We start from the raw sequence: 21954 nt of genomic DNA on the forward strand, positions 1-21954 counted from the left end.
TCCCCCCTGAAATTGCTTGTCGGTCGTCGTACTTCGCCGACACCACCCCCGTGTCCCGCTCGCGCGTCCCGGCGCCGGCCGGGATCGCTCTTTCAGCTCGGTCCCGGCCTGCGCCGGAACCTCGTTCCAGCGCTAGCCCCTCCGCATGAACGAAGGCACGTCCACGTCGTCGTCATCGTCGCCGGCATCAGGCGGCGTAATGTGCGATCGCGAGTTGCTCGCCACGGTCGGCTCGGCCAGGGTGCGCGCCCGTTCGGTGTCGCGATAGCTCGGCACCGCGCCGCGGCCGACGGCACTCGCACCGGACGTGCTCGGGGTGCTGTCGCTGCCGCGCGCCGCGATCTCACTGGCGCGGCTCTGCCCGATCTCGCCCGAGCGCGCCGTGCCGATGGTGCTGCGGCCCGGGGTCTCGAAGGTGCGCCGGGCGGGCCCGCCACCGTCGAAGCCTGCCGCGATCACGGTGACCCGGACCTCGTCACCGAGCGAATCGTCGATCACCGTACCGAAGATGATGTTGGCCTCGATGTGCGCGGCCTCCTGCACGAGCGACGCCGCCTCGTTGATCTCGAACAGCCCGAGGTCGGACCCGCCCGCGATCGACAGCAGCACGCCGTGCGCACCGTCCATGGACGCTTCCAGCAGCGGCGAATTGATGGCGGACTCGGCCGCTTTCACCGAGCGGCCCTCGCCGCGCGCCGAACCGATACCCATCAGCGCGCTGCCCGCCCCGGACATCACGCTCTTGACGTCGGCGAAGTCGACATTGATCAGACCGGGGGTGGTGATCAGGTCGGTGATGCCCTGCACACCGTTGAGCAGCACCTCGTCCGCGGAGCGGAACGCGTCCATCAGGCTCACCGCCGCGTCACCGAGCTGCAGCAGCCGGTCGTTCGGGATGACGATCAGCGTGTCGCACGACTCGCGCAGCAGGTTGATGCCGACCTCGGCCTGGTTCCCGCGCCGCTTGCCCTCGAAAGAGAACGGACGGGTGACCACGCCGATGGTCAGCGCGCCGAGCTTGCGCGCGATCTGCGCGACGACCGGGGCGCCGCCGGTACCGGTGCCGCCGCCCTCACCCGCCGTGACGAAGACCATGTCGGCGCCCTTGAGCACCTCTTCGATCTCGTCCTTGTGGTCCTCGGCGGCCTTGCGCCCGACCTCGGGGTCCGCGCCGGCTCCCAGCCCGCGGGTCAGCTCGCGGCCGACGTCGAGTTTGACGTCGGCATCACTCATCAGCAGCGCTTGGGCGTCGGTGTTGACCGCGATGAACTCGACACCTTTGAGTCCCTGCTCGATCATCCGGTTGACGGCATTCACACCGCCGCCGCCGATACCGACGACCTTGATCACCGCAAGGTAGTTGTGCGGGGGCGTCATGGGCTCTCGCCTTCCTTCGATCTAAAGCCTGTCGTTTTCGGATTCCCGGCACTCCGCCTCGGCCCGTTCCGCGGGTGGCGTCGCTGCGAAAAAGCGAACCGCGGTGGGGCAAACCCTAAAGCTCAACCATAGGGTTAGCGTTATGTCAAGTATCCGACTGGTGCGGAACGCTATTCGCAGCCGACGCGATACGCGCGCAGGCGCGCCGAGACGAGAGCCAGAATCTTGCCTGATCCCGCTCGTCTCGCCGCTCCACACGTCGTATGGTGAACGGTTGCCCCCCGGCCCTGCGCTCGGCGCCGGAACAGCTCCCGGACCGCCGAATATTCGCTGGGCGCAATGGGTGTTGATCACTTTACCGTGACCAGATTGGGACTCGACACATCGAACACCGTTCCGGGGCGCGTCAACAACGGCAACACGACCGCCGACTTCCGTTCCGCGTCGTTGGTCCCGCCCCAGAGTACCGTGCGCCCGTCCTTCAGATTCAGCGAAATATCCGAAATGGACCGTGCGGCAACCTCGCTCACCTGAACGGCCAGCGCAGGCGGCACGATGGCGAGTATCGAGACCGCCGCCCTGGTCACCGGATCGGCGGCGCCGGGGTGCTCGCTGACCAACTTCGGCACGCCGATCGGCGTGGGCTCGATCGCGAATTCCACGCCGTCGGCATCGAGCAGATGCGCGCCCTCCGGGCTGTCGTAGAACAACACCGCGGTGCGCTCGACGACCGTCACCCGGACGGTGGACGGAAATACGCGCTGCACCCGCGCCGTGCGCACCTTCGGAATGCTCGCCACCCGCCGCGCGATCGCGGTGGTGTCGATCCGCAGCATCGAACGTCCGGACGGAATTTCGAGCACATCCCGCACCTGCTGTTCGGAAACCGCCACCGCCCCCTCGATCCGCACCGTACGCACCGAGAGCGCCGGAGTGAACCAGGCGACGGCACAGATCACCGCGAGGACGCACACGGCCGGCAATCCCCACAGGCGAACTCGGCGCCAGTCGATCGCGCCGAACCGATCACCCGCGCGGCGCCCGGCCGCGCGCGCCGAACCGACCCCGCGCACGCCTGGTCACCGACCGTGCTGGGGCCGCGCCCGTAGTCCGTCGAGAATCTGACTGCCCAGCATCGTCACGTCGCCCGCGCCCATGGTGATCACCACGTCGCCCGGCAACGCCAAACCGGCGACCTGGCGGCCGACCCGCGACATGTCGGGCTGGTAGTGCACCGGTTTCGTCACCGACTGGGCCACCAGCGCTCCGTTCACGCCGGGCAGCGGCTTCTCCCGCGCGCCGTAGACGTCGAGCACGACGGCCTCGTCGGCCAGGCTGAGCGCGGCGCCGAAGTCCTGCGCGAAGGTCGCGGTCCGGCTGTAGAGGTGCGGCTGGAAGACCACGATCACCCGGCCCTGCCTGGACCGGGCGCCGTCGCGCGCCTCCTGCTGGACCAGTTCGGCGGCGGCGCCGAGCACGGCGCGCACCTCGGTCGGGTGATGGGCGTAGTCGTCGAAGACCCGCACGCCGTTCTCCCGTCCGGCGAACTGGAACCGGCGGTGCACGCCACCGAACCCCTCCAGGCCCTGGATGACCTCACCCACCTCGGCGCCGGTGGCGTGGGCGGCGAGCAGGGCGCCGAGCGCGTTGAGCGCCATGTGCCTGCCCGGCACCGACAGGCGCAGGGTGCGCGGCGCGGCCTCGTCGGCGAGCTGGAACTGCACGAGCCCGCCGACATCGCGCGGCTCCCAGCTGTGCAGCCGCGCGCCCACCGGCACCGGCGCGTCCGCGAGGTCCCCCGAGCCGTAACCGAGGACCCGGACGTTCCGCTCGGCCAAGCGCTCGCCCACTCGCTCGGCCAGCGCCCGCGAGCCCGGATCGTCCAGGCACACCACCAGCAGGCCGCCCGCGGCGAGCCGGTCGGCGAAGTCGTCGAAGACCTGCACGTAGGCCTCGTCGGAGCCGAAGAAATCCAGGTGGTCGGACTCGATGTTGGTGATCACGGCGACGTCCGGGTCGTACTGCAGCAGCGAGCCGTCGCTCTCGTCGGCCTCGGCCACGAAGATGTCGCCGGTGCCGTGGTGGGCATTGGTACCCGCCTCGTTCAGCTCCCCGCCCACCGCGAACGACGGGTCCGACCCGCAGTGCTGCAGCGACACGATGAGCATCGAGGTGGTGGAGGTCTTGCCGTGCGTACCGGAGACGAGCAGGGTGCGATGCCCCTGCATCAGCGATGCCAGCACCGTCGGGCGCAGCAGCACCGGAATGCCGCGCCGGTTGGCTTCGACGAGTTCCGGATTGGTCTTCGGGATGGCCGCGTACGTGGTGACCACCGCGGTCGGACCGCCAGGGAGCAGATCCAAGGCGCCGGTGTCGTGCCCGATCCGCACCTGCGCGCCGCGAGCGCGCAGCGCCAGCACGCCCCGGCTCTCCTTGGCGTCCGACCCGGACACCGAACCGCCGCGAGCGAGCAGGATGCGCGCGATGCCGGACATTCCGGCCCCGCCGATGCCGACCATGTGCACGCGTTCCAGTTCGGGCGGCAGCGCGGTCCGTTCGGTGTCGGTATCCGGCGTCGCCCGGTCGGCGGTGGTGTCGCTCATCGGCGCGCCACCTCCGCCACGATCCGCGCCACTTCGTCGGCGGCGTCGCGGTGCCCGGCGCCTGCGGCGGCCCGGCCCATCTCGGTCAGCCGTGCGGGGTCCATGAGCAGCGGAATCACCTCATCGATCACGTACTTCGGCGTCAACTCGGAATCGGGGACAATTCTGCCACCCCCCTGGCGCACCACCGGCCGGGCGTTGAGTTCCTGTTCCCCGTTGCCGTGCGGCAGCGGCACGTAGAACGCGGGCAGCCCGACCGCGGAGACCTCCGCGACGGTCATCGCGCCCGATCGGCAGACCACCGCGTCGGCGGCGGCGTAGGCGAGGTCCATCCTGGACAGGTACGGCACCGCCACGTAGCGGGCGCCGTTCGGCCCCTTCGCGGCGGAGTCGTCCAGGTCGAGAGTGTTCTTGGGGCCGTGCGCGTGCAGCACCGAGATGCCCGCCGCGGCGAGCTGGGGCGCGGCGCCCGACACCGCCTCGTTCAGGGTCCGCGCGCCCTGCGAACCGCCGAAGACCAGCAGCGTCGGTCCTTCCGGCGGCAGGCCGAAGTGCGCCCGCGCCTCAGCACGCAGCGCGGCGCGGTCCAGGCCGGTGATCGAGGCGCGCACGGGAATGCCCACCACTCGGGCATTCGCCAGCCCGGAGTCCGGTACCGCGGCGAGCACCCGCGCCGCGCGACGGGCGCCGACCTTGTTCGCGATGCCCGCCTTGGCGTTCGCCTCGTGCACCACCACCGGAACCGGGCGCCTGCGCCGCAGCACGCCCGCGCCCGCCGCGAGATACGCCGGAAGCGCCACGTACCCGCCGAAACCGACGATCACGTCGGCCTCGACCGCATCGATGACCGCACGGGTCGCGGCGACCGAGGCCCGCACCCGACCGGGCAACCGCAGCAGGTCGACAGTGGGTTTGCGGGGCAACGGGACCGGAGGGATGAGCTCGAGGGGGTAGCCGCGTTCGGGGACCAAGCGAGTCTCCAGACCGCGTTCGGTGCCCAGTGCCGTCACCCGGATCGAATCGTCGAGCCGCCGCAACGCGTCGGCCACCGCCAGTGCCGGTTCGATGTGGCCCGCCGTGCCGCCGCCCGCGACGATTACCGAGATCACCTAGATCTTCCCCGTTCTCTTGCGTGATTGACCGGATAGCTGGGTTCCCAAGCCCTGGTGGCGCGCGCCGAGCTGGTACCGCGGCTCTCCGGCGAGCGGCGCCGCGGCGGTTCCGCGCCGGACCGCCCGCGCCTGCCCGGCGGCAGCGCCGACTGTCCGCGATCGGTCGTCCGGGGCGCACGGCCGCGGCGGGCCGCGCTCGCCCGAGCCGGTGCGTACACCTCGGGTTTGGGCAACCGCAACAGCCTACTGAAACGACCGTCCTGTCCGGCGTGCAGCGCCGCCACCGCCTCCGGCTCGTGCCGGGCGGCGTTGGCGATGAGGCCGAACATGAGCAACGTGATCGCGAGCGACGAGCCACCAGCCGACACCAGTGGAAGCTGCAGACCGGTGACCGGCAACAAACCCACCACATACCCGATGTTGATCATGGCTTGTCCCGCGATCCACGTCGTCGCGGAGGCGGTGAGCACTTGGAGAAACGGATCCGCCGACCGGCTGGCGATGCGCAATCCCGTGTATACGAACAGTGCGAAAAGCCCGAGCACCAGTGCGCAGCCGAGGAAGCCCAATTCCTCCCCGATGATCGCGAAGATGAAGTCGTTGTGCGCGTTCGGCAAGTAGCTCCACTTGGCCCGGCTCTGTCCCAGACCTCTGCCCCAGATTCCACCGTCGGCGAGGGAATACAGCGCCTGGCGAGCTTGGTAGTTGTCGCCCTGCGGATCCGAGCCCGGGTTGAAGAAGGACCGAACTCGATTCGACCGATATCCAGCGGACATCGCGAGCACACCCGCGGCCACGACACCGGAAACCGCGATCGTCACGAACAGCCGGACCGGCAGGCCGCCGAACCACAGCAGGGCGCCGAGGACGATTCCCACCGCGACCGTGGTGCTGAGGTTCGGCTGAACCACGATCAACAAACACACCAGCACACCGGCCGGGACGAGCGGAACCAGAATGTCACGCAAACTCGAACCGCTCGCTCGCCGAGAAACCAGCAGATGTGCGCCCCATACGATCAGGGTCACCTTCACGATCTCCGACGGCTGCACCGAAACAGGACCGAATATCAACCAACGACGTGCGCCCTGCACGCGGGTACCGATACCCGGGATGAGAACCAGCACCAGCGCCAGCACCGAGATCGCGAACAGTGGGAACGAGGCTTGGCGCAACAGGCGCAGCGGAACCCGCAGAGCCAGATAGAACAGTACGGCGCCGATCGCCGCGAACAACGTCTGCTGGATGAACAAGGAGTACGCCGACCCACCTCCCGCGTACTCCACGACTCCGGATGCCGACAAGACCATGACCAGTCCGAGAGCCGTCAACAGCGTGGCGATCGTAACGATCAGGTGGAACGACGCAAGCGGCCGCGCCAGCCACGCCCCGGGGCCCATACCCAATGCTCGGGCACGCCGTGGTTGCGAGCCGACTTGTCGTGTGCCGGCCGCCTTGGCGGCCCCGCGCGCGCCGCTACCCGGACTCACAATGCGCCCCCGGCCTGCTCTTTGTCGTCGCTCCCAGACCGCCGTTGTGACACCCTGCGGCCGAATGCATTGCAGGCACGCCTTTGCCGCGGCTGGTATCGCCGCGTTGGCATGGACCGGCGTCGTTGTCGTCCAGGCGCCCACGGCTTCGGCGGGTGGTTGTGGTTTCTACACCGAGCGCGGTCGACACTGGTACAACCACTGTGGCAGCGGCAACGTTCGAATCAAGATTCACTGGGCGAACATCGGCCCCGACCGGCACGAAACCCGTTGCGTCGGGCCGGGCGAAACCGAGATCGGCGTGCCGAACGAATTCCAGCGGATCGACTGGGCGAACGCCGAAGGAGCCTGCTAGTCCGCGGAGGTGACTCGGCCGACCGGGGTGGGCGTCCACGCCGCACCCGCCCCGGTCGGCAGTCATCGCAAACCCCCGAGGTCGGTGGTCCCCAGGTCACCGTCTTCCAGAGCGTGCACCGCCGCGGCGAAGCTGCGGCCGCGGTGCGTGTAGTCGGCGAACATGTCCAGTGACGCGGCGGCGGGAGCCAGCAGAACGGTGTCGCCGCGGCGGGCGAAACCGGCGGCCGCTCGCACGGCCCGCGCCATGACGGCGTCGGCGGCGGCGGTTCTCGACGCTTCGTCACCCATCCCTGCATCGTCTCCCGAGACCAGCTCGATGACGGGGACCTCGGGTGCGTGTCGTGCCAGCGCGGCCGCGAGCACCGGCGCGTCGGCGCCGATCAGCACCGCCGCGACCAGCCGGTCGGCGACCTCCTCCACCAGGTCCTCGACGTGCGCGCCTTTGAGCTGGCCACCGGCCACCCAGACGACCTGCGGATGGGCCAGGATCGACGAGCGCGCGGCATGCGGATTGGTGGCCTTGGAGTCGTCGACGAAATCGACACCGGCCAGCTCGCGCACGAACGCGGCGCGGTGCGGGCCGACCTTGTGCTCGATCAAGCCCTCCCGCACGAACTGCGGAGCGACGTCGATCGCCCTGGTCAGCGCGGACGCGGCCAGTGCGTCGGCGACGCCGGCGGGTCCGGGCGGGCTGATGTCGCCGACCTCGGCCAGGATCGCGGCCTTGGTGAACGCGCGGTCGAGCAGCTTGCCGTCCACCACGCCGAGCTCGCCGTCGGCGGGCACCCCGACCCGGAAACCCACGGTCCGGCGAGCTTTGGACTTTCGGGCGAGCGCGGCCGCGACCGGATCGTCCAGGCCGACCACGCCGACCCGGCCGACCAGCGCCCTGGCCTTGGCCGCGGCGTAGGCGTCCAGGCCGCCGTGCCAATCCAGGTGGTCCTCGGCCACGTTGAGGACGACGCCCGCCTCCGGGCGCACCGACGGCGCCCAGTGCAGCTGGAACGACGACAGCTCGACCGCGAGCACCTGCGGACCGGGGTTGCGGCGCAACGCGTCGAGGATGGGAAGGCCGATGTTGCCGCAGGCGACACTGGCGATTCCGGCGGCGCGCAGGATCGCGTGGGTCATCTGGGTCGTGGTGGTCTTGCCGTTGGTGCCGGTGATCACCAGCCACTTGCGCACCGGACCGTAGATCCTGGCCTGATCCACCCACCAGGCGAATTCCACATCGCCCCACACCGGTGTGCCCTCGGCCACCGCCGATGCCAGCACCGGCGAGTCCGGCCGCCAGCCCGGGCTGGTGATCACCAGCGCGAACCGGCTCCAGTCGGCGTTCTCCAGCTCCGCGCCGGTGGCCACGTCCAGCCCGAGTTCCGCGGCCTCGGCCAGGGCAGCGGCGCCGCCGTCGGTGACCACCGGGCGCGCGCCGATGTCGCGCAGCGGTTCGACCAGCGAGCGTCCCGACACACCCCAGCCGGCCACCAGAACGTCGCGACCGCGGAGGAATTCGAGCATGGGGCCTGGTGTGCGCAGGGCCCGCGGAGAATGTTCGACCATCTCGTTCACCCGACCGCGGAGAGGTATTCGCTGTAGAACAGCCCGAGCCCGACGGCGGAGGCCATCGCGGCCAGTAACCAGAACCTGATGATCACCGTCGTCTCGGCCCATTTGCTGAGCTCGAAGTGGTGGTGGAACGGCGCCATCTTGAACAACCGGTTGCGCGTGGTGCGGAACACCGCGACCTGCAACACCACCGACGCCGTCTCGGCGACGAACAGCGCGCCGATGACGATCATCAGCAGCTCGGTCCGGGTGGTGATGGACAGCCCGGCCAGCAGGCCGCCGAGCGCCAGCGAACCGGTGTCGCCCATGAAGATCTTGGCGGGCGCGGCGTTCCACCACAGGAACCCGACGCATGCCGCCGCGCCCGCGGCGCAGACCAGGGCGAGATCCAGCGGGTCACGCACGTTGTAACAGCCGGCCTCGGGCTTGGTTTCGCAGGCGTGGTAGTACTGCCAGAACGTGATGATCACGTATCCGCCCAGCACCAGGCTCATCGAGCCGGCGGCCAGCCCGTCGAGTCCGTCGGTGAGGTTCACCGCGTTGGACCAGGCGACGACCACGAAGCAGACGAACACCAGGAACACGACCACGCCCATGGTCACCGTGCTGATGTCGCGCACATAGGACAGGTGCTTGCTGGCGGGAGTCAGCCCGCTCGCGCCACGGAACTGCAAGGCGAGAAAGCCGAAGATCACGGCCGCGGAGAGCTGGCCGAGATACTTGCCCGCCGCGGTCAGGCCCAGGTTGCGTTGCTTGCGGATCTTGATGAAGTCGTCGATGAAACCCACCGCGCCCAGTGCCGTGGCCAGGCCGAGCACCAGCAACGCCGACGCCGACGGCCCGTCGGCGTCGTAGCCGATGCCGATCAGGTGGGAGCCGAGGTAGCCGGCCCACATGCCGACCAGGATGGCGACGCCGCCCATGGTCGGCGTGCCGCGCTTGGCCTGGTGGCTGGCGGGACCGTCGACCCGGATCTCCTGCCCGAACCCCTGCTTGGCGAACAACCGGATCAGCAGTGGCGTCAGCAGGATCGAGACCGTCAGCGCGATCGCCGCGGCGAAGAGAATCTGTCTCATCCTGCTGCCTCCGTGTCCTGCCCCACCCGGGTGTCCGCCGCGCCGCCGCGTGCGAGCGCGGCGTCCGGGTCGGTCAGATGCTCGGCGACCTCCCAGAGGCCAACCGACTTCGATGCCTTGACCAGCACCACGTCACCGGGGGCGAGGTCCTTGTCCAGCAGTGCGATCGCCGCCTCGATGTCCGGTACGAGAATCGACTCCTCGCCCCACGACCCTTCCATCACCGCCCCTTGGTGCAGCGCGCGGGCAGGTCTTCCGGTGCCGACGACGACCACGCGGCTGACGTCCAAACGCACCGCGAGCCGTCCGATGGCGTCGTGCTCGATGACGGACTCCGCGCCGAGTTCGGCCATCTCGCCGAGCACCGCCCAGCTGCGCCGGGGCGTCCCGCCCGCGCGCGCCATGCTCACCAGCGCTTTGAGCGCGGCGCGGACCGAGTCGGGATTGGCGTTGTAGGAGTCGTTGACGACGGTGATCCCGTCCGTGGTGGTTCGCACGTCCATCCGGCGGGCGGACGCGGCGCGCGCGCCGGACAGCGCCGCCGTGACGGTCTCGAGGTCGGCGCCGCAGGCCAGCGCGACGGCGATCGCCGACAGCGCGTTGCCCACCTGGTGCTCACCGTGCACGGCCAGGTGCACCGGGGCGCTGCCCTCGGGCGTGTGCACCGTGAACGCGGCCCTGGCTTGGTCGTCGAGCCGGATGTCGGTGGCCCGAATCTCGGCGTTCGCGGCCTGCCCGACCGAAACCACCCGCGCCGACGTGCGCGCGGCCATCGCGGCGACCTGTGGATCGTCGGCGTTCAGCACGGCGAGCCCGGTCGGCGGCAGCGCCTCGACCAGCTCGCCCTTGGTCTTCGCGATGGCCTCGCGGCTGCCGAACTCGCCGAGATGCGCGGTGCCGACGTTGAGCACCACGCCGATACTCGGCGGCGCCACCTCGGCCAGCGCGGCGATGTGCCCCGGCCCGCGCGCGGACAGCTCCAGCACCAGGAACCGGGTGTCCGCGTCGGCGCGCAGTGCGGTCCACGGGTGACCGAGCTCGTTGTTGAACGAGCCGGGCGGAGCCACCACCGTGCCCAGCGGTGCCAGCACAGCGGCCAGCAGGTCCTTGGTGGAGGTCTTGCCGGACGAGCCGGTCACGCCGACGACGGTGAGGCCGCCGTCCGCGGCCAGGCGCGACACGCTGGCGCGGGCCAGCGCGGCCAGCGCGGTCAGCACGGCGGCGCCGGAACCGTCCGAATCATGGCTCAGGGCAACCGAACTCGAGGGCACAGCGCCCCGGCTCGGGGTGACCACGATGGCGGGCACGCCCACCGGCCGCGCCGCCAGCACCGCCACCGCGCCCGCGGCGATCGCCGCGTCCGCGTAGTCGTGACCATCGGAACGCTCGCCCGGCAACGCCAGGAACAGATCGCCGGAACCGATTCGGCGCGAATCGAATTCGACCGAGCCGGTGACGCGCACCTCCGGGTCTGCGACGTCGTGCAGCGTGCCGCCGACGACCTCCGCGATCTCCCGCAGTGTCATCTCGATCATGAAACCGTCAAGTCCTCCGCGTGGTTGCCTTGCGGACAACGTCTTTCCAATGCGGCCGCGAGTACGTCGCGGTCGTCGAACGGGTGCTTCACGCCCTGGATCTCCTGCCCTGCCTCATGTCCTTTGCCCGCGATCAGCACCACGTCACCGGGGCGCGCCCACTCCACCGCGGCCGCGATCGCTTCCGCCCGGTCACCGATCTCGCGCACTTCGCCGCGGTCGGTCTCCGGGACCTGCAGCGCACCGGCGCCCACGGCGGCGCGGATGGCCGCCGGGTCCTCGGTGCGCGGGTTGTCGTCGGTGATGATCAGCAGGTCGGCGCCCCGTGCGCCCGCGGCGCCCATCAGCGGCCGCTTCGCCGCGTCCCGGTCGCCGCCCGCGCCGATCACCACCGCGAGCCGTCCCGCGGTGTCGGCCGCGAGATGTCCACGCAGCGTGGCGATCACGGACTCCAGCGCCGCGGGCTTGTGCGCGTAGTCGACGATCGCCAGGAAGTCCTGCCCGCGCTCCACCCGTTGCATCCGGCCGGGCACGTCCACCGTCGCCAACGCGGGCGCGGCGACCGACGGCTCGACGCCCGCCGCGGCGCAGACCGCCACCGCGAGCAGGCCGTTGGCGACGTTGTAGTGGCCGGGAAGCCGCAGGCGCACAGCGATTTCCCCGTGCGGACCGGCCGCGGTGAAGTCTTGTTCGCCGCCGTGCGCCGACACCGCGCCGGTGACGCTCCAGGCGGCGGTCCGGGTGGTCGACACGGTGACGGGGTCCGGCAGACCGGCGGCCAGGCGTCGGCCCCACTCGTCATCGACGCAGACCACGGCGGTGCGCGCGGCGACCGGCGAATCCGGTTCGAACAGCTTGCGTTTGGCGGCGAAGTAGTCGTCGAAATCGGCGTGGAAGTCGAGGTGGTCCTGGGACAGGTTGGTGAACGCGCCGACCGCGAAACGCACCCCGTCCACCCGCCCCAGCGTCAGCGCGTGGCTGGACACCTCCATCACCACCGCGTCCACGCCCTGCTCGACCATCAACGCGAACATCGCGTGCAACTGCGGCGCCTCGGGCGTGGTCAGGGCACTCGGCACCCGCCTGCCGCCGATCCTGGTCTCGATGGTGCCGATCAGCGCGGTGGACAGCCCGGCCGCGGCCAGGCCCGCCTCCACCAGATAGGAGGTCGTGGTCTTGCCGGAGGTTCCGGTGATCCCGACGATGCGCAGCCGCTCGGACGGATTGCCGTAGATCGTCGCCGACAGCTCGCCGAGCACGGCCCGCGGGTTCTCCCGCACCAGCACCGGTACCGGCAGCGGGCCGGCCAGCTGCGCGCCCGCCGCGTCGGTCAGCACCGCGACCGCGCCCTTGGCGACCGCGTCCGCGGCGAAACGGGCGCCGTGCGCGCGGGCGCCCGGCAGCGCGGCGAACAGGTCCCCGGGGAGCACGGCGTCGGACCGCTGCTCGATGCCGGTGACCGACACGCCGCGCGCGGCCGAGTCGGGGCTCGTCGCGGCCCCGATGACGGCGGCCAGCGACGCCAGCGGCGTCGACGGCGAATGCTCTGGCCGCAATGCGCGCGGTTGACCGGACTGCACAGAAACCAGGCTCCTTTCGGGGGCATCGATCGACGTGTCAGGTTACCGGCGACCGGTCACGGCGGGACCATGCGCCCCATCGCAAGGGCGGGGAGGTCGCCCCCGCACCCTACGGGTTCGCCCACCCGGCCGAGACCGCGCCACGCGGCGTCCGGACACCGCGGGGCGCAGCCGCGGCGCACACGCCCGCCTCGCGCCGGGCCAGGGGGCCGGATCACCCCGCCTGCAGGACGAATTGCCTGGACGGCTGCGGCGACGGCGGTATGCGGTCGCGCTGCAGCGCCCACGAGGCGATGTTGTGGAACAGCGGAGCGACCGAACCGCCACCGGAGCCGTCGGAACTGCGGACGGGCGCGTCGAGCATGAGTCCGATCACGTACCGCGGATTGTCCGCCGGAACCATGCCCGCGAAGGTGATCCAGAACGACGACGTGGAGTAGCACCGGCAATTCCGGTCCACCTTCTGCGCGGTGCCGGTCTTGCCCGCCACCTGGTAGCCCGTGATGGCCGCGGGCCACCCGGTGCCGTTCTGGTTGGCGTTCATCGGGTCGCGCTGCACCACCGCCTGGAACATCGTGCGCAGCGTGGCGGCGGTCTGCTTGCTCACCACCCGCACGCCGTCGGGCTGGGTCTCCTCGGTGCGTGTGCCGTCCGGCGCGATCTTCGCCCGGACGATCCTGGGCGGAATACGGACGCCGTCGTTGGCGATCGCCTGGTACATGCCCGCCATCTGCAACGTGGTCATCGAAAGACCTTGCCCGATCGGGAGATTCGCGAAGGTGCCGCCGGACCACTGGTCTCGGTCGGGCATCAGGCCCGCGCTCTCTCCCGGCAGGCCGATGCCCGTGCGCTGCCCGAGCCCGAACCGGTGCGCCATGTCGGCGAAGCGGTCCTCGCCCACTCGCTGCGCGAGCATGAGCGTGCCCACGTTGGACGACCTGCCGAAAATGCCCGTCGTCGTGTAGGGCTCGACGCCGTGCGTCCACGCGTCGTGCACGGTGACACCCGCCATCTGGATCGCACCGGGTACCTGGTGCACCTCGTCCGGATCGGTCAGGCCGTACTCGACGGCGGCGGCCGCCGTGACGATCTTGTTCACCGAGCCGGGCTCGAACACGTCCGTGACCGACGGGTTGCTCAGGTCGGTGTCGGCCCACTTCTGCGGCCCCAGGTCCGGGTTGAAGGTGTTGTCGTTGGCCATGGCCAGGACCTGCCCGGTCTTGGCGTCCAGGACGACCGCCGAAGCGGAGCCCGCACCCGACATGTCTTTGGCCTGCTGCACCTGTTGTTGCACGTAGTACTGCAGATCCGAGTCCAGGGTGAGTTCGACGGCCGACCCGTTGACCGCGGGCTGTTCGTCCCGCCAGCTGCCGGGGATGACCGCCCCGTCGGAACCGCGATCGTAGGTGTAGGAACCGTCGGTACCGGCCAGCACCGAGTCCAGCGACGACTCGAGCCCGACCGTGCCGTGGCCGTCCCATCCGGTGGCGCCGATGACGTTCGCCGCCAGCGAGCCGCCGGGGTGCACCCGGGGGCTCTGATGATCGGAGCCGACTTGGGGGAACTTCTCGATGATCTCGCTCGCGATCCTCGGGTCCACGTTGCGCGCCAAGTACACGAACGACTCGTCGCTGCGCAGCTTCGCCAACAGGTCCGCTTCCGACGGCGCGTCCTTCACTTTCTCGTGGATGGTGCGCGCGATGTCGCGCAGCCGCTGGTCCGGGTCGGGCGCCTTGTCGTTCTCGGCCTTGGCCTCGGCCAGGTCCTGGCGAACCCGGACCGGTTGAAAGGTCAAGGCTTTCGCGGAGACGGTGAAGGCCAGCGACTTGCCGTTGCGGTCGGTGATCGGCCCACGGGTGGCCGGGTCCGGTTGGTGGGTGGTGCGCTGGCTGGCCGCCTGCGCGGACAATCCGGGCGCCGCGACGCTCTGCACCCACAGCAATTGCAGCGCGACCACGGCGAGTGCGACGAGCATGACCACCCGGCCGACGCCGAGGCGTAACCGCAGCGGACCGTCCGGGACAGCGGTGGTGGGCTGGCGTGGCCTGCCCGCGGCGCGGGCGCCGGACGGCCCGCGCCGCGGGCGCGGCGCGGGCCTGGGGTGCGTCACTGCGGCACTCCACCGGCTGCCGTCTCAGGCTGCTCCGCGTCGGATCCCGGCACCGTTTCCGCAGGTGGCTGGGGCGCCTCGACCGGTGGCGCGGGCAGCGGCGAAGGTGGCGGGACGACTGCCGCGGGCGGTCTCGGGACCGGACTTCCCGGAGCGGGCGCCGCGTTCACCTGCGGGTTCTGCGATCCGGCGCTCGGCCTACCCGGTACAGGGGCACCGGGCGTGGTGGTGACGGGAACCACCCGCTCGCCCCACGGCCGCGCCGAAGGCGAGGCGTTCAGCGGGGGCACGGGAGTGCCCTGGGCCGGAGCGGGCTTGCCGATCACCGTGACCGAGCCGTCCGGGCCGACCAGCAGGCGGGCCGGATCCTTGGCCGGGATCATGCCGAGTTCGCGTGCTCGCGCGGCCAGTTCCGGCGCCGAATCGGCGGCCTCCACCTCCCGCTGCAACGCGGCGCGCTCGTCGGCCAGCCGCCGGTTCGTCGCCCGCGCGTCGCCGAGCTGATAGCTGTCCTCCGCGGCGCGCGTGGTCAGCAGCAACGTGAGCGCGAGACCGCAACCGAGCAGGGCGATGATCGCCGTGACGAACGGAATGCGCGCGGCCATCGCCGAGCGCCGCACAGTGGGCAGAAAGGCGGTGTCCGAACCGCTTTCGGCACGCAGGCGCCGCCGCGCGTAGGCGCGCTGCGCCGCGCCCGACTTCACCCGTTCGGCATCCTGGACCCGCCGGGCGACCCGGCCCGGCGCTTCGACGGTCCGCGTCCGCACGCTCATCGATTCCCCTCCTCTGTCCTCCCGGGACGCCGCGGAAGCACAGCGCGATGCTGTCTCATCCGGCCTCCGATATCTCTGCGGGACATCCGCACACAGCCGACGCGATGAGGCGCCGCGCACAGCTTCCTCACCCGGCCTCCTGGATCCGCTCGGCGGCGCGCATGCGCACCGGGGCCGCCCGCGGGTTGTCCTCGATCTCCTGCTCGGTCGCCTTCTCCGCCCCGCGAGTCAGCATCCGGAACTCCGGCCCCATCCCGGGCAGCTCGACCGGCAGGCCCACCGGCGTCCTGGACGCGGTGTGCGTGACGAGTTCGTGCTTGACCACCTTGTCCTCCAGCGATTGGTAGGACATGACCACGATCCGGCCGCCGACACGCAGCGCGGCGAGCGCGGCGGGCAGCGCGGCACGCAAGGAGTCGAGCTCCCCGTTGACCTCCACTCGCAGCGCCTGGAACGTGCGCTTGGCCGGGTGCCCGCCGGTGCGGCGGGTGGCCGCGGGGATCGCGGCGTACAGCAGCTCCACCAGCTCGGCGCTCGTGCTGAACGGTTTGATCTTGCGACGGCGGATGACCTCGGCCGCGATCCGGCTCGCGAAACGTTCCTCGCCGTAGGTTTTCAGTACCCGGGCCAGATCGCCGTGGCTGTAGGTGTTCAGCACGTCGGCGGCGGTAAGCCCGCGGGTCGGGTCCATCCGCATGTCCAGCGGGGCGTCGACGGAATAGGCGAAGCCGCGATCGGCCTCGTCCAGCTGCATCGAGGAGACGCCCAGGTCCATCAGGATCGCCGAGACCGAACCGGTGGGCGGCAGCCCTGCCTCGGCCAGCGCGTCGGCGATGCCGTCATAGCGGGTGTGCACCAACGTGACTCGGTCCGCGTACGGCTCGAGCCGCTCGCCGGCCAGCTTCAACGCGGCGGTGTCGCGGTCGAGCCCGACCAGATGGATGCCGGGGTACGTGCTCAGGAAATGTTCGGCGTGGCCACCCAGGCCCAGGGTCGCGTCGACGTAGACCGCACCCGACTCGGCCAGGGCCGGACCCAGCAGCGCGTCGGCTCGCTCGAGCAGAACCGGAACATGGCGGGGACCGCGCTGTTCACGGTTCACCTCGACCTCCCGGAGTCCTGCCTCGCGTCGTCGCGCACCGCACACGGGTCGCCTTGATACACAGTGCTTTCGATACGGATACGAATGCCCCGTGGTCTCTGACCGAACCTCGGCACCTGGCGTCGGGGAAGTACGTCAGGGTCCGCGTCCGGGCAGAGACCGCGTGGCACTCGTTCGCCCGCGGCTAGAAGATTCCGCCCAGCGACTCGTCTCTGGCTTGCGAAAAGTCCTCCTCGTGCTCGGCGAGGTAGGACTCCCACGCCTGCTTGTCCCAAATCTCCAGGAAGTCGACCGAACCGATCACCACGCAATCCCTTTGCAGGTTGGCGTAGCGACGATGGTCGGCGGACAACACGATCCGGCCCTGCGCGTCCGGACGCTGCTCGTCCGTTCCGGCCGCGAGGGCCCGGACGAACGCGCGTGCCTGCGGGTTGCTTCGAGACGCGGCCGCGGCACGCCGAGCGAGCGCGGTGAACTCTTCCTTCGGGTACACGGCAAGGCTGTGGTCCTGCCCCTTCGTGACCATCAACCCTCCCGCCAGATCGTCTCGAAACTTCGCAGGCAACGTGAGTCGCCCCTTGTCGTCCAAGCGAGGTGTATAGGTACCGAGAAACATCTCGATACCTCCCTATTCGATCACCTCGATGGTCGGCCCTTCAGTACTGCGCGCTCCACATTACCCCACTTTCCCCCACTTTCAATCGAAACAAGCGGTGATCTGGCTCCCGACCCAGACGATTCCGCAGGTCATCCCAGCTATCACCGCCGTGGAGAACTTTCACGAGTTCTGCCGACACGCGCAGGCCCCACGGACAAACCCCCGAAAACACCCAGCAAACGCCCTGGCGCCCCGTGCGCGGGGGCATCGTGGGGGAAGTTTGTGGGGAGGTGTGGGGGAAGGGGGAAGTCCCGCCCGAAGATCATTCGCGGCGCGCTCGGCCGCGCACACGAACCGGCGACGCCGCACCTCTACGGTGCGGCGTCGCCGGTAATGCTGAAGTTGTCAGGCTACGAGCGAGCTACTCTTGCTCGAAACGCCGCCGGAAGCGATCCTCCATACGCTCGGAGAAACCGCCGGACTTCCGCTGGCGCCCACGGCCGCCCGCGCCACCGGCGGAGGCTTCGCCGCCCGAGCGGTCGTTCTTGGCGGCGCTCTTGGAGGTGCCGACCAGCAGGAGCACGCCCGCACCGAACATCACGATGAACCCGATCAGGCTGATGATCGGGAAGCCGCCTGGCTTCACGGGCGCTGCGATGCCTGCGACTAGGAGAAAGAGGCCGAGGACGAACAACGCCGCGGCCTGGAGTCTGCGACGACTCGAGGTCGAACGAAGCCGTCCGCCGCGGACGGACGAGGCGAACTTGGGGTCCTCAGCATAGAGAGCGCTCTCGATCTGTTCGAGCATGCGCTGCTCGTGCTCGGAGAGTGGCACGGTACCTCCCCCGGCACTAGGCGTGGCTGTCGCCTCCGGGTAGGCGACAGATAGCCGACCTTGGCGGCCATCTGTCACCAATGATACGAGTTCGATCAGGGCCAGACCACCTTATGGGCTCAGTCGGCGTAGTCCGTCTTCAGCCCGCATTAAGCGGTCATGCCGCCGGTGACTCCCGGAGCGGGACGCAACCGAGCCGACGCCGCGAGGAGATCCTCCACGTCGTGCAGGAATGCCGCCACCCGCGAAGAGAACTCGTCGGCCTCGTGTTCGTCGACCTTTCGGTCCAGCCCGGCCTCCAGCGCGGCCCGGGTCTCCGAGCGCGCGCTGAAGTAGTCCGCCCACATCACGAACTCGGGCGCGGCACGCTGCATCAGCACCCACGCGTTGCGCGAACGCGCGCGGGGTGCGGCGTCGGCGCCCGTGAGCGCGATCACCGCGCCCGCGCCGCGCAGGGCTGCCAGGTAGGCGGTGCGGAACCGCTCCCGCGGATCTCGTTCCCCCGCCGCCTGCATGAGCAACCCGTCCGCGCGCTCCAGCAGCTTGCCGGCCCGGCCGGGCCGGCCCGGATGTTCCACTCGACCAGACATCGCCGTCCTTCCACCATCGCGTACCTTGGCCCGTATCCGCGCTGGAGGCGGCGTCCCCCACCGCTTTCCAGCAACCGCTCGGACCGAACAGGTATTCGAACGTTTGAATTGAGCTTCAATATAGAGACGCCCACCGACAAACTTCCGCGTCCGCGCGACCGACGAGAGCCATGACCGCCGTCAAGCCCAATCACACTCCCGCACCCGCCGTCATCGATCTCTCGGTGGCGGCTCTGCGCTCCCGGCTGCACGACGCACTGGCGGTCTACGTGGCCGCCATGGACTATCCGCGCGGGACCGAGAACCATCGCGCACCGATGTGGACCGAGCACACCACCCGGCCCGGCTGGCAGGCGGTCGCCGCGGTGCTGCCCGACGACTCCGGCCGGATCGATCTGCGCCGCGCACCGATCGTGGCGATCGCCTACGGCTATCGTGGCGCCGCGCACCAGTGGTGGCATCAGCAGGTGCACAGCGGAATGCGGCGCTCGGGCTGGCCGGAACACTCCACGCGCGAACTGCTCTCGGACTACTTCGAGCTCACCGAGCTGCATGTGCATCCGACCGCGCAGGGCCGCGGCATCGGCGCCACGCTGCTGGAACGGTTGCTGCGCGACCGCACCGAGCGCGCCGTGCTGCTGTCGACGCCCGAGGTGGCCGGTGAGGACAACCGCGCCTGGCGGTTGTACCGCAGGCAGGGATTCACCGACGTGGTCCGCAATTTCGTGTTCGCGGGCGACAACCGTCCGTTCGCGATCCTCGGCAGGCGGCTGCCGCTGTGAGGGTCACGTGACGGTGGTCGTCGTCGGCTCGGGCCACAACGCCTTGGTCGCCGCGTGTTATCTCGCTCGCGCCGGCCACGAGGTCGAGGTGCTCGAACGCGACGAGGTGCTCGGCGGCGCGGTGTCGACGGTCGAGCGGTTCCCCGGCCATCGGGTCGATCGCGGCTCGTCGGCGCACATCATGATCCGCCACACCGGCATCGTCGAGGAACTCGAACTCGACCGCTTCGGGCTGCGATACATCGACTGCGACCCATGGGGTTTCACGCCCGCGCACGCGGGCCGCCCCGCCATCGTGTTCCACCGTGACCTGGAAGCGACCTGCGCGTCGATCGCGGCGGCCTGCGGCCGCCCGGACGCGACGGCCTATCGCCGGTTCGTCCAGGTCTGGGGTCCGCGCAGCGCCCGCGTGATGCGAGCCTTCGGTGGCGGACCGACGCCGGGCAGGCTCGTGCGGTCGTTCTGGGGACTGGACGCGAAAGACGGCGGCAGCGCCCTCTCGCGGGAATTCCTGCAATCCGGGGACGCGCTGCTGGACGCCTTCTTCGAGGACGAGCGCCTGAAGGCGTCGCTGGCCTGGTTCGGCGCGCAGTCCGGGCCGCCGATGTCGGAGCCGGGCACGGCGCCGATGGTGGGCTTCGCCGCGCTCATGCACACCCTGCCGCCGGGGCGGGCGGTCGGCGGCAGCGGAGTGCTGACCACGGCGCTGGTGGCGCGGCTGCGCTCGGACGGCGGAGCGGTCACCGCGGGCGACGCGGTGGCGGCCCTGCGCCGCGACGGCGCCCGCTGGCGGGTGCGCACCGGGTCGGGCCGAGAGCTGTGCGCCGACATCGTGATCGCGGGCAGCCATGTGCTGACCACGCTGGAGCTGCTGCGCGACGGCGGATTCGACGGCGCGGTGCTCGACGACTGGCGGCGGCGCATCCGCGTCGGTCCCGGGATCGGGATGGTGGTGCGGGCCGCCACCTCGGCGCTGCCCAGCTATCCCGGCAGCCCGATCGATCACTCCGCCCGCGGCCTGCAATTCCTGGTGTCCGACCGCGCGCAGTTGCGCCGTGCGCACGGCGCGGCGCTGGCGGGGGACCTGCCGCCGCGGCCGGTGGTGCTGGCGATGAGCTTCAGCGCCCTCGACCCCACCATCGCGCCGCCGGGTGAACATCAGTTGTCGCTGTGGGCGCAGTGGCACCCGTACCGACTGGCCTCCGGTGCCGACTGGGCCGGCCTCGCGCAGCGGGAAGGCGACCGGATCATCGCCGAAGTCGAGTCGTACGCACCCGGTTTCGCGCAGACGGTGTCGCGCACGCACGTGCAGACGCCGGTGGACTTGGAGCGCGAGCTCGGGCTCGTCGGCGGCAACGTCATGCACGTGGAGATGTCGCTGGACCAGATGATGCTGTGGCGGCCGCTGCCGGAACTGGCGGGGCAGCGGGTGCCCGGTGCGCCGGGGCTGTATCTGACCGGCGCGTCCACCCACCCCGGCGGCGGTGTCTCCGGCGCGAGCGGCCGCACCGCCGCCGCGCTCGCGCTGCGCGACCTGAAACGGCGTCGGCTACGCCAGTGGCCGCGACGATGACGGACTCGGGCGAGCCGGCACTGCTGCCGGGAAAGACCGCGTCGACACAGGAACACCCCACGGACCCGGTGCCCTGGAATCGCTCGGTGCGCCTTCTCCTTCCCCTCGTCTTCGCCGCCGCGGCGATCGTCGCGCAGATCGGATATCCGCTGACCACCGGCGGCGCGCGCGACCGGATCACCGTCGCGATCGTGCTGCTGTCCGCGGGCGCCGCGCTGGCACACGCCACCGCGACCAGGGGACTGCGGTACGCCATCGGCTTCCTGGTCGTCGTCTCCGGTCTCGGGCTCACGGCCGAGGTGATCGGCACCGCGACCGGAGTGCCGTTCGGCTGCTACGAGTACGCCGTCGACCGGCTCGGTCCCGCCTTGCTCACGGTGCCGTTGATCGTGCCGCTGGCCTGGACCGGCGGAATCTACCCGGTATGGGTGGTGGCCGGGATGTTGTCGCGGCACACGCTGGTACGGATCGTGACGACGGCGGTCGGTGCGGTGGGCTGGGATCTGTTCCTCGATCCGCAAATGGTGGCCGACGGGCAGTGGACCTGGTGTGACACCCACTCCGGACTACCGGGGCTGGACTGGATTCCGGTGACGAACTACCTGGGCTGGTTCGGCGTCGCGCTCGTGATGGGCGGATTGCTGGCGGCCTGGGAGCAAGCGGCGCCGGATCCGGTACGGACGCCGCCGGAACACGGTCGCGCGCCGGCACGCGTCGTCCCGGTGACCTTGTTCCTGTGGACCTGGCTGGGGTCGGCGCTGGCCCACGCGGTGTTCCTCGGCCTTCTGCCCTCCGCCGGTTACGGCTTCGCCGGTATGGCTGTGCTCGGCGTTCCCTTACTGGTCGTAGCTGCTCGGGCGCGCCGCTGACCCGGTGCGGTCCACCCGGCGCGGCA

19 protein-coding genes are annotated in these 21954 nt (G+C 70.6%); 4 read left to right on the plus strand and 15 right to left on the minus strand.

All coding sequences use genetic code 11. The features are described 5' to 3' along the window. Window positions 1-132 precede the first annotated feature (132 nt). The 5 genes from ftsZ to ftsW all read right to left on the minus strand — a co-directional run bounded on the left by ftsZ (window position 133) and on the right by ftsW (window position 6492). Entirely contained in the window at window positions 133-1377 is a 1245-nt protein-coding gene (ftsZ, locus tag LTT66_RS02390) for a cell division protein FtsZ (RefSeq protein ID WP_181724532.1), read from the minus strand. Between the two features lie 350 nt (window positions 1378-1727). Beyond that, a complete protein-coding gene (locus LTT66_RS02395) occupies window positions 1728-2450 on the minus strand; it encodes a cell division protein FtsQ/DivIB (protein WP_233063500.1) in 723 nt (240 codons plus the stop codon). Between the two features lie 6 nt (window positions 2451-2456). After that, a complete protein-coding gene (gene murC / locus LTT66_RS02400; RefSeq protein ID WP_233063501.1) occupies window positions 2457-3980 on the minus strand; it encodes a UDP-N-acetylmuramate--L-alanine ligase in 1524 nt (507 codons plus the stop codon). Beyond that, window positions 3977-5089: an undecaprenyldiphospho-muramoylpentapeptide beta-N-acetylglucosaminyltransferase gene (gene murG, locus LTT66_RS02405; protein ID WP_233063502.1), complete on the minus strand. Its 1113-nt coding sequence runs from the start codon at window positions 5087-5089 to the stop codon at window positions 3977-3979. The genes murC and murG overlap by 4 nt, the downstream gene beginning before the upstream one ends. Further along, complete coding sequence (ftsW, locus tag LTT66_RS02410; RefSeq protein WP_233063503.1) at window positions 5086-6492, minus strand: putative lipid II flippase FtsW; 1407 nt, start codon at window positions 6490-6492, stop codon at window positions 5086-5088. The genes murG and ftsW overlap by 4 nt, the downstream gene beginning before the upstream one ends. A gap of 154 nt (window positions 6493-6646) precedes the next feature. Between ftsW and LTT66_RS02415 the strand changes: the two genes are divergently transcribed. Next, window positions 6647-6937: a DUF6355 family natural product biosynthesis protein gene (locus LTT66_RS02415; protein WP_233063505.1), complete on the plus strand. Its 291-nt coding sequence runs from the start codon at window positions 6647-6649 to the stop codon at window positions 6935-6937. Between the two features lie 62 nt (window positions 6938-6999). Here LTT66_RS02415 and murD read toward each other — a convergent pair whose 3' ends face one another. The 10 genes from murD to LTT66_RS02465 form a co-directional block, all read right to left on the minus strand. Next, complete coding sequence (gene murD, locus LTT66_RS02420) at window positions 7000-8457, minus strand: UDP-N-acetylmuramoyl-L-alanine--D-glutamate ligase (protein ID WP_233068962.1); 1458 nt, start codon at window positions 8455-8457, stop codon at window positions 7000-7002. A 47-nt stretch (window positions 8458-8504) separates the two neighbouring features. Beyond that, complete coding sequence (gene mraY / locus LTT66_RS02425; RefSeq protein ID WP_181724526.1) at window positions 8505-9581, minus strand: phospho-N-acetylmuramoyl-pentapeptide-transferase; 1077 nt, start codon at window positions 9579-9581, stop codon at window positions 8505-8507. Then, window positions 9578-11116 (minus strand): UDP-N-acetylmuramoyl-tripeptide--D-alanyl-D-alanine ligase, encoded by a 1539-nt coding sequence (locus tag LTT66_RS02430; RefSeq protein WP_233063506.1) that lies wholly within the window; start codon window positions 11114-11116, stop codon window positions 9578-9580. The genes mraY and LTT66_RS02430 overlap by 4 nt, the downstream gene beginning before the upstream one ends. Then, window positions 11113-12696, minus strand: a complete 1584-nt coding sequence (locus LTT66_RS02435; RefSeq protein ID WP_181724524.1) for a UDP-N-acetylmuramoyl-L-alanyl-D-glutamate--2,6-diaminopimelate ligase — start codon at window positions 12694-12696, stop codon at window positions 11113-11115. The genes LTT66_RS02430 and LTT66_RS02435 overlap by 4 nt, the downstream gene beginning before the upstream one ends. A gap of 214 nt (window positions 12697-12910) precedes the next feature. Continuing rightward, window positions 12911-14806, minus strand: a complete 1896-nt coding sequence (locus LTT66_RS02440; protein WP_408638732.1) for a peptidoglycan D,D-transpeptidase FtsI family protein — start codon at window positions 14804-14806, stop codon at window positions 12911-12913. After that, window positions 14803-15579 carry a hypothetical protein gene (locus LTT66_RS02445; protein ID WP_233069545.1) on the minus strand — a complete coding sequence of 259 codons (777 nt, stop codon included), beginning with the start codon at window positions 15577-15579 and terminating at the stop codon, window positions 14803-14805. The genes LTT66_RS02440 and LTT66_RS02445 overlap by 4 nt, the downstream gene beginning before the upstream one ends. Window positions 15580-15706: 127 nt before the next feature. Further along, window positions 15707-16681 (minus strand): 16S rRNA (cytosine(1402)-N(4))-methyltransferase RsmH, encoded by a 975-nt coding sequence (gene rsmH / locus LTT66_RS02450; RefSeq protein WP_233063507.1) that lies wholly within the window; start codon window positions 16679-16681, stop codon window positions 15707-15709. 184 nt (window positions 16682-16865) lie between these two features. Next, window positions 16866-17297 carry a division/cell wall cluster transcriptional repressor MraZ gene (gene mraZ / locus LTT66_RS02455; protein ID WP_039797118.1) on the minus strand — a complete coding sequence of 144 codons (432 nt, stop codon included), beginning with the start codon at window positions 17295-17297 and terminating at the stop codon, window positions 16866-16868. Between the two features lie 403 nt (window positions 17298-17700). Next, window positions 17701-18114, minus strand: a complete 414-nt coding sequence (locus tag LTT66_RS02460; RefSeq protein ID WP_233063508.1) for a DUF3040 domain-containing protein — start codon at window positions 18112-18114, stop codon at window positions 17701-17703. A 149-nt stretch (window positions 18115-18263) separates the two neighbouring features. Further along, the gene (locus tag LTT66_RS02465) at window positions 18264-18704 is read right to left on the minus strand and encodes an SAV_6107 family HEPN domain-containing protein (protein ID WP_233063509.1); all 441 of its coding nucleotides are present in this window, start codon (window positions 18702-18704) and stop codon (window positions 18264-18266) included. A gap of 170 nt (window positions 18705-18874) precedes the next feature. On the opposite strand from LTT66_RS02465, the gene LTT66_RS02470 reads away from it, so the two are divergent. The 3 genes from LTT66_RS02470 to LTT66_RS02480 are packed head-to-tail and all read left to right on the plus strand — an operon-like array spanning window position 18875 to window position 21928. Beyond that, window positions 18875-19486, plus strand: coding sequence for a GNAT family N-acetyltransferase (locus LTT66_RS02470; protein WP_043689302.1), 612 nt, complete (start codon window positions 18875-18877; stop codon window positions 19484-19486). 7 nt (window positions 19487-19493) lie between these two features. Beyond that, a complete protein-coding gene (locus tag LTT66_RS02475) occupies window positions 19494-21059 on the plus strand; it encodes a phytoene desaturase family protein (protein WP_233063510.1) in 1566 nt (521 codons plus the stop codon). Next, window positions 21056-21928, plus strand: a complete 873-nt coding sequence (locus LTT66_RS02480) for a carotenoid biosynthesis protein (protein WP_408638733.1) — start codon at window positions 21056-21058, stop codon at window positions 21926-21928. The genes LTT66_RS02475 and LTT66_RS02480 overlap by 4 nt, the downstream gene beginning before the upstream one ends. Window positions 21929-21954 lie beyond the last annotated feature (26 nt).

It is taken from the genome of Nocardia gipuzkoensis (assembly GCF_021183645.1).
GTDB lineage: Bacteria > Actinomycetota > Actinomycetes > Mycobacteriales > Mycobacteriaceae > Nocardia > Nocardia abscessus.

Bases quoted from the DNA above. Each gene is read 5' to 3' on its own strand.
- LTT66_RS02430 (WP_233063506.1), bottom strand. From the start codon at position 11,116: ATGATCGAGATGACACTGCGGGAGATCGCGGAGGTCGTCGGCGGCACG.
- LTT66_RS02465 (WP_233063509.1), bottom strand. From the start codon at position 18,704: ATGTCTGGTCGAGTGGAACATCCGGGCCGGCCCGGCCGGGCCGGCAAG.
- LTT66_RS02445 (WP_233069545.1), bottom strand. From the start codon at position 15,579: ATGAGCGTGCGGACGCGGACCGTCGAAGCGCCGGGCCGGGTCGCCCGG.
- ftsZ (WP_181724532.1), bottom strand. From the start codon at position 1,377: ATGACGCCCCCGCACAACTACCTTGCGGTGATCAAGGTCGTCGGTATC.
- murC (WP_233063501.1), bottom strand. From the start codon at position 3,980: ATGAGCGACACCACCGCCGACCGGGCGACGCCGGATACCGACACCGAA.
- murD (WP_233068962.1), bottom strand. From the start codon at position 8,457: ATGCTCGAATTCCTCCGCGGTCGCGACGTTCTGGTGGCCGGCTGGGGT.
- ftsW (WP_233063503.1), bottom strand. From the start codon at position 6,492: ATGGGCCCCGGGGCGTGGCTGGCGCGGCCGCTTGCGTCGTTCCACCTG.
- mraZ (WP_039797118.1), bottom strand. From the start codon at position 17,297: ATGTTTCTCGGTACCTATACACCTCGCTTGGACGACAAGGGGCGACTC.
- LTT66_RS02480 (WP_408638733.1), top strand. From the start codon at position 21,056: ATGACGGACTCGGGCGAGCCGGCACTGCTGCCGGGAAAGACCGCGTCG.
- LTT66_RS02415 (WP_233063505.1), top strand. From the start codon at position 6,647: ATGCATTGCAGGCACGCCTTTGCCGCGGCTGGTATCGCCGCGTTGGCA.
- LTT66_RS02470 (WP_043689302.1), top strand. From the start codon at position 18,875: ATGACCGCCGTCAAGCCCAATCACACTCCCGCACCCGCCGTCATCGAT.
- mraY (WP_181724526.1), bottom strand. From the start codon at position 9,581: ATGAGACAGATTCTCTTCGCCGCGGCGATCGCGCTGACGGTCTCGATC.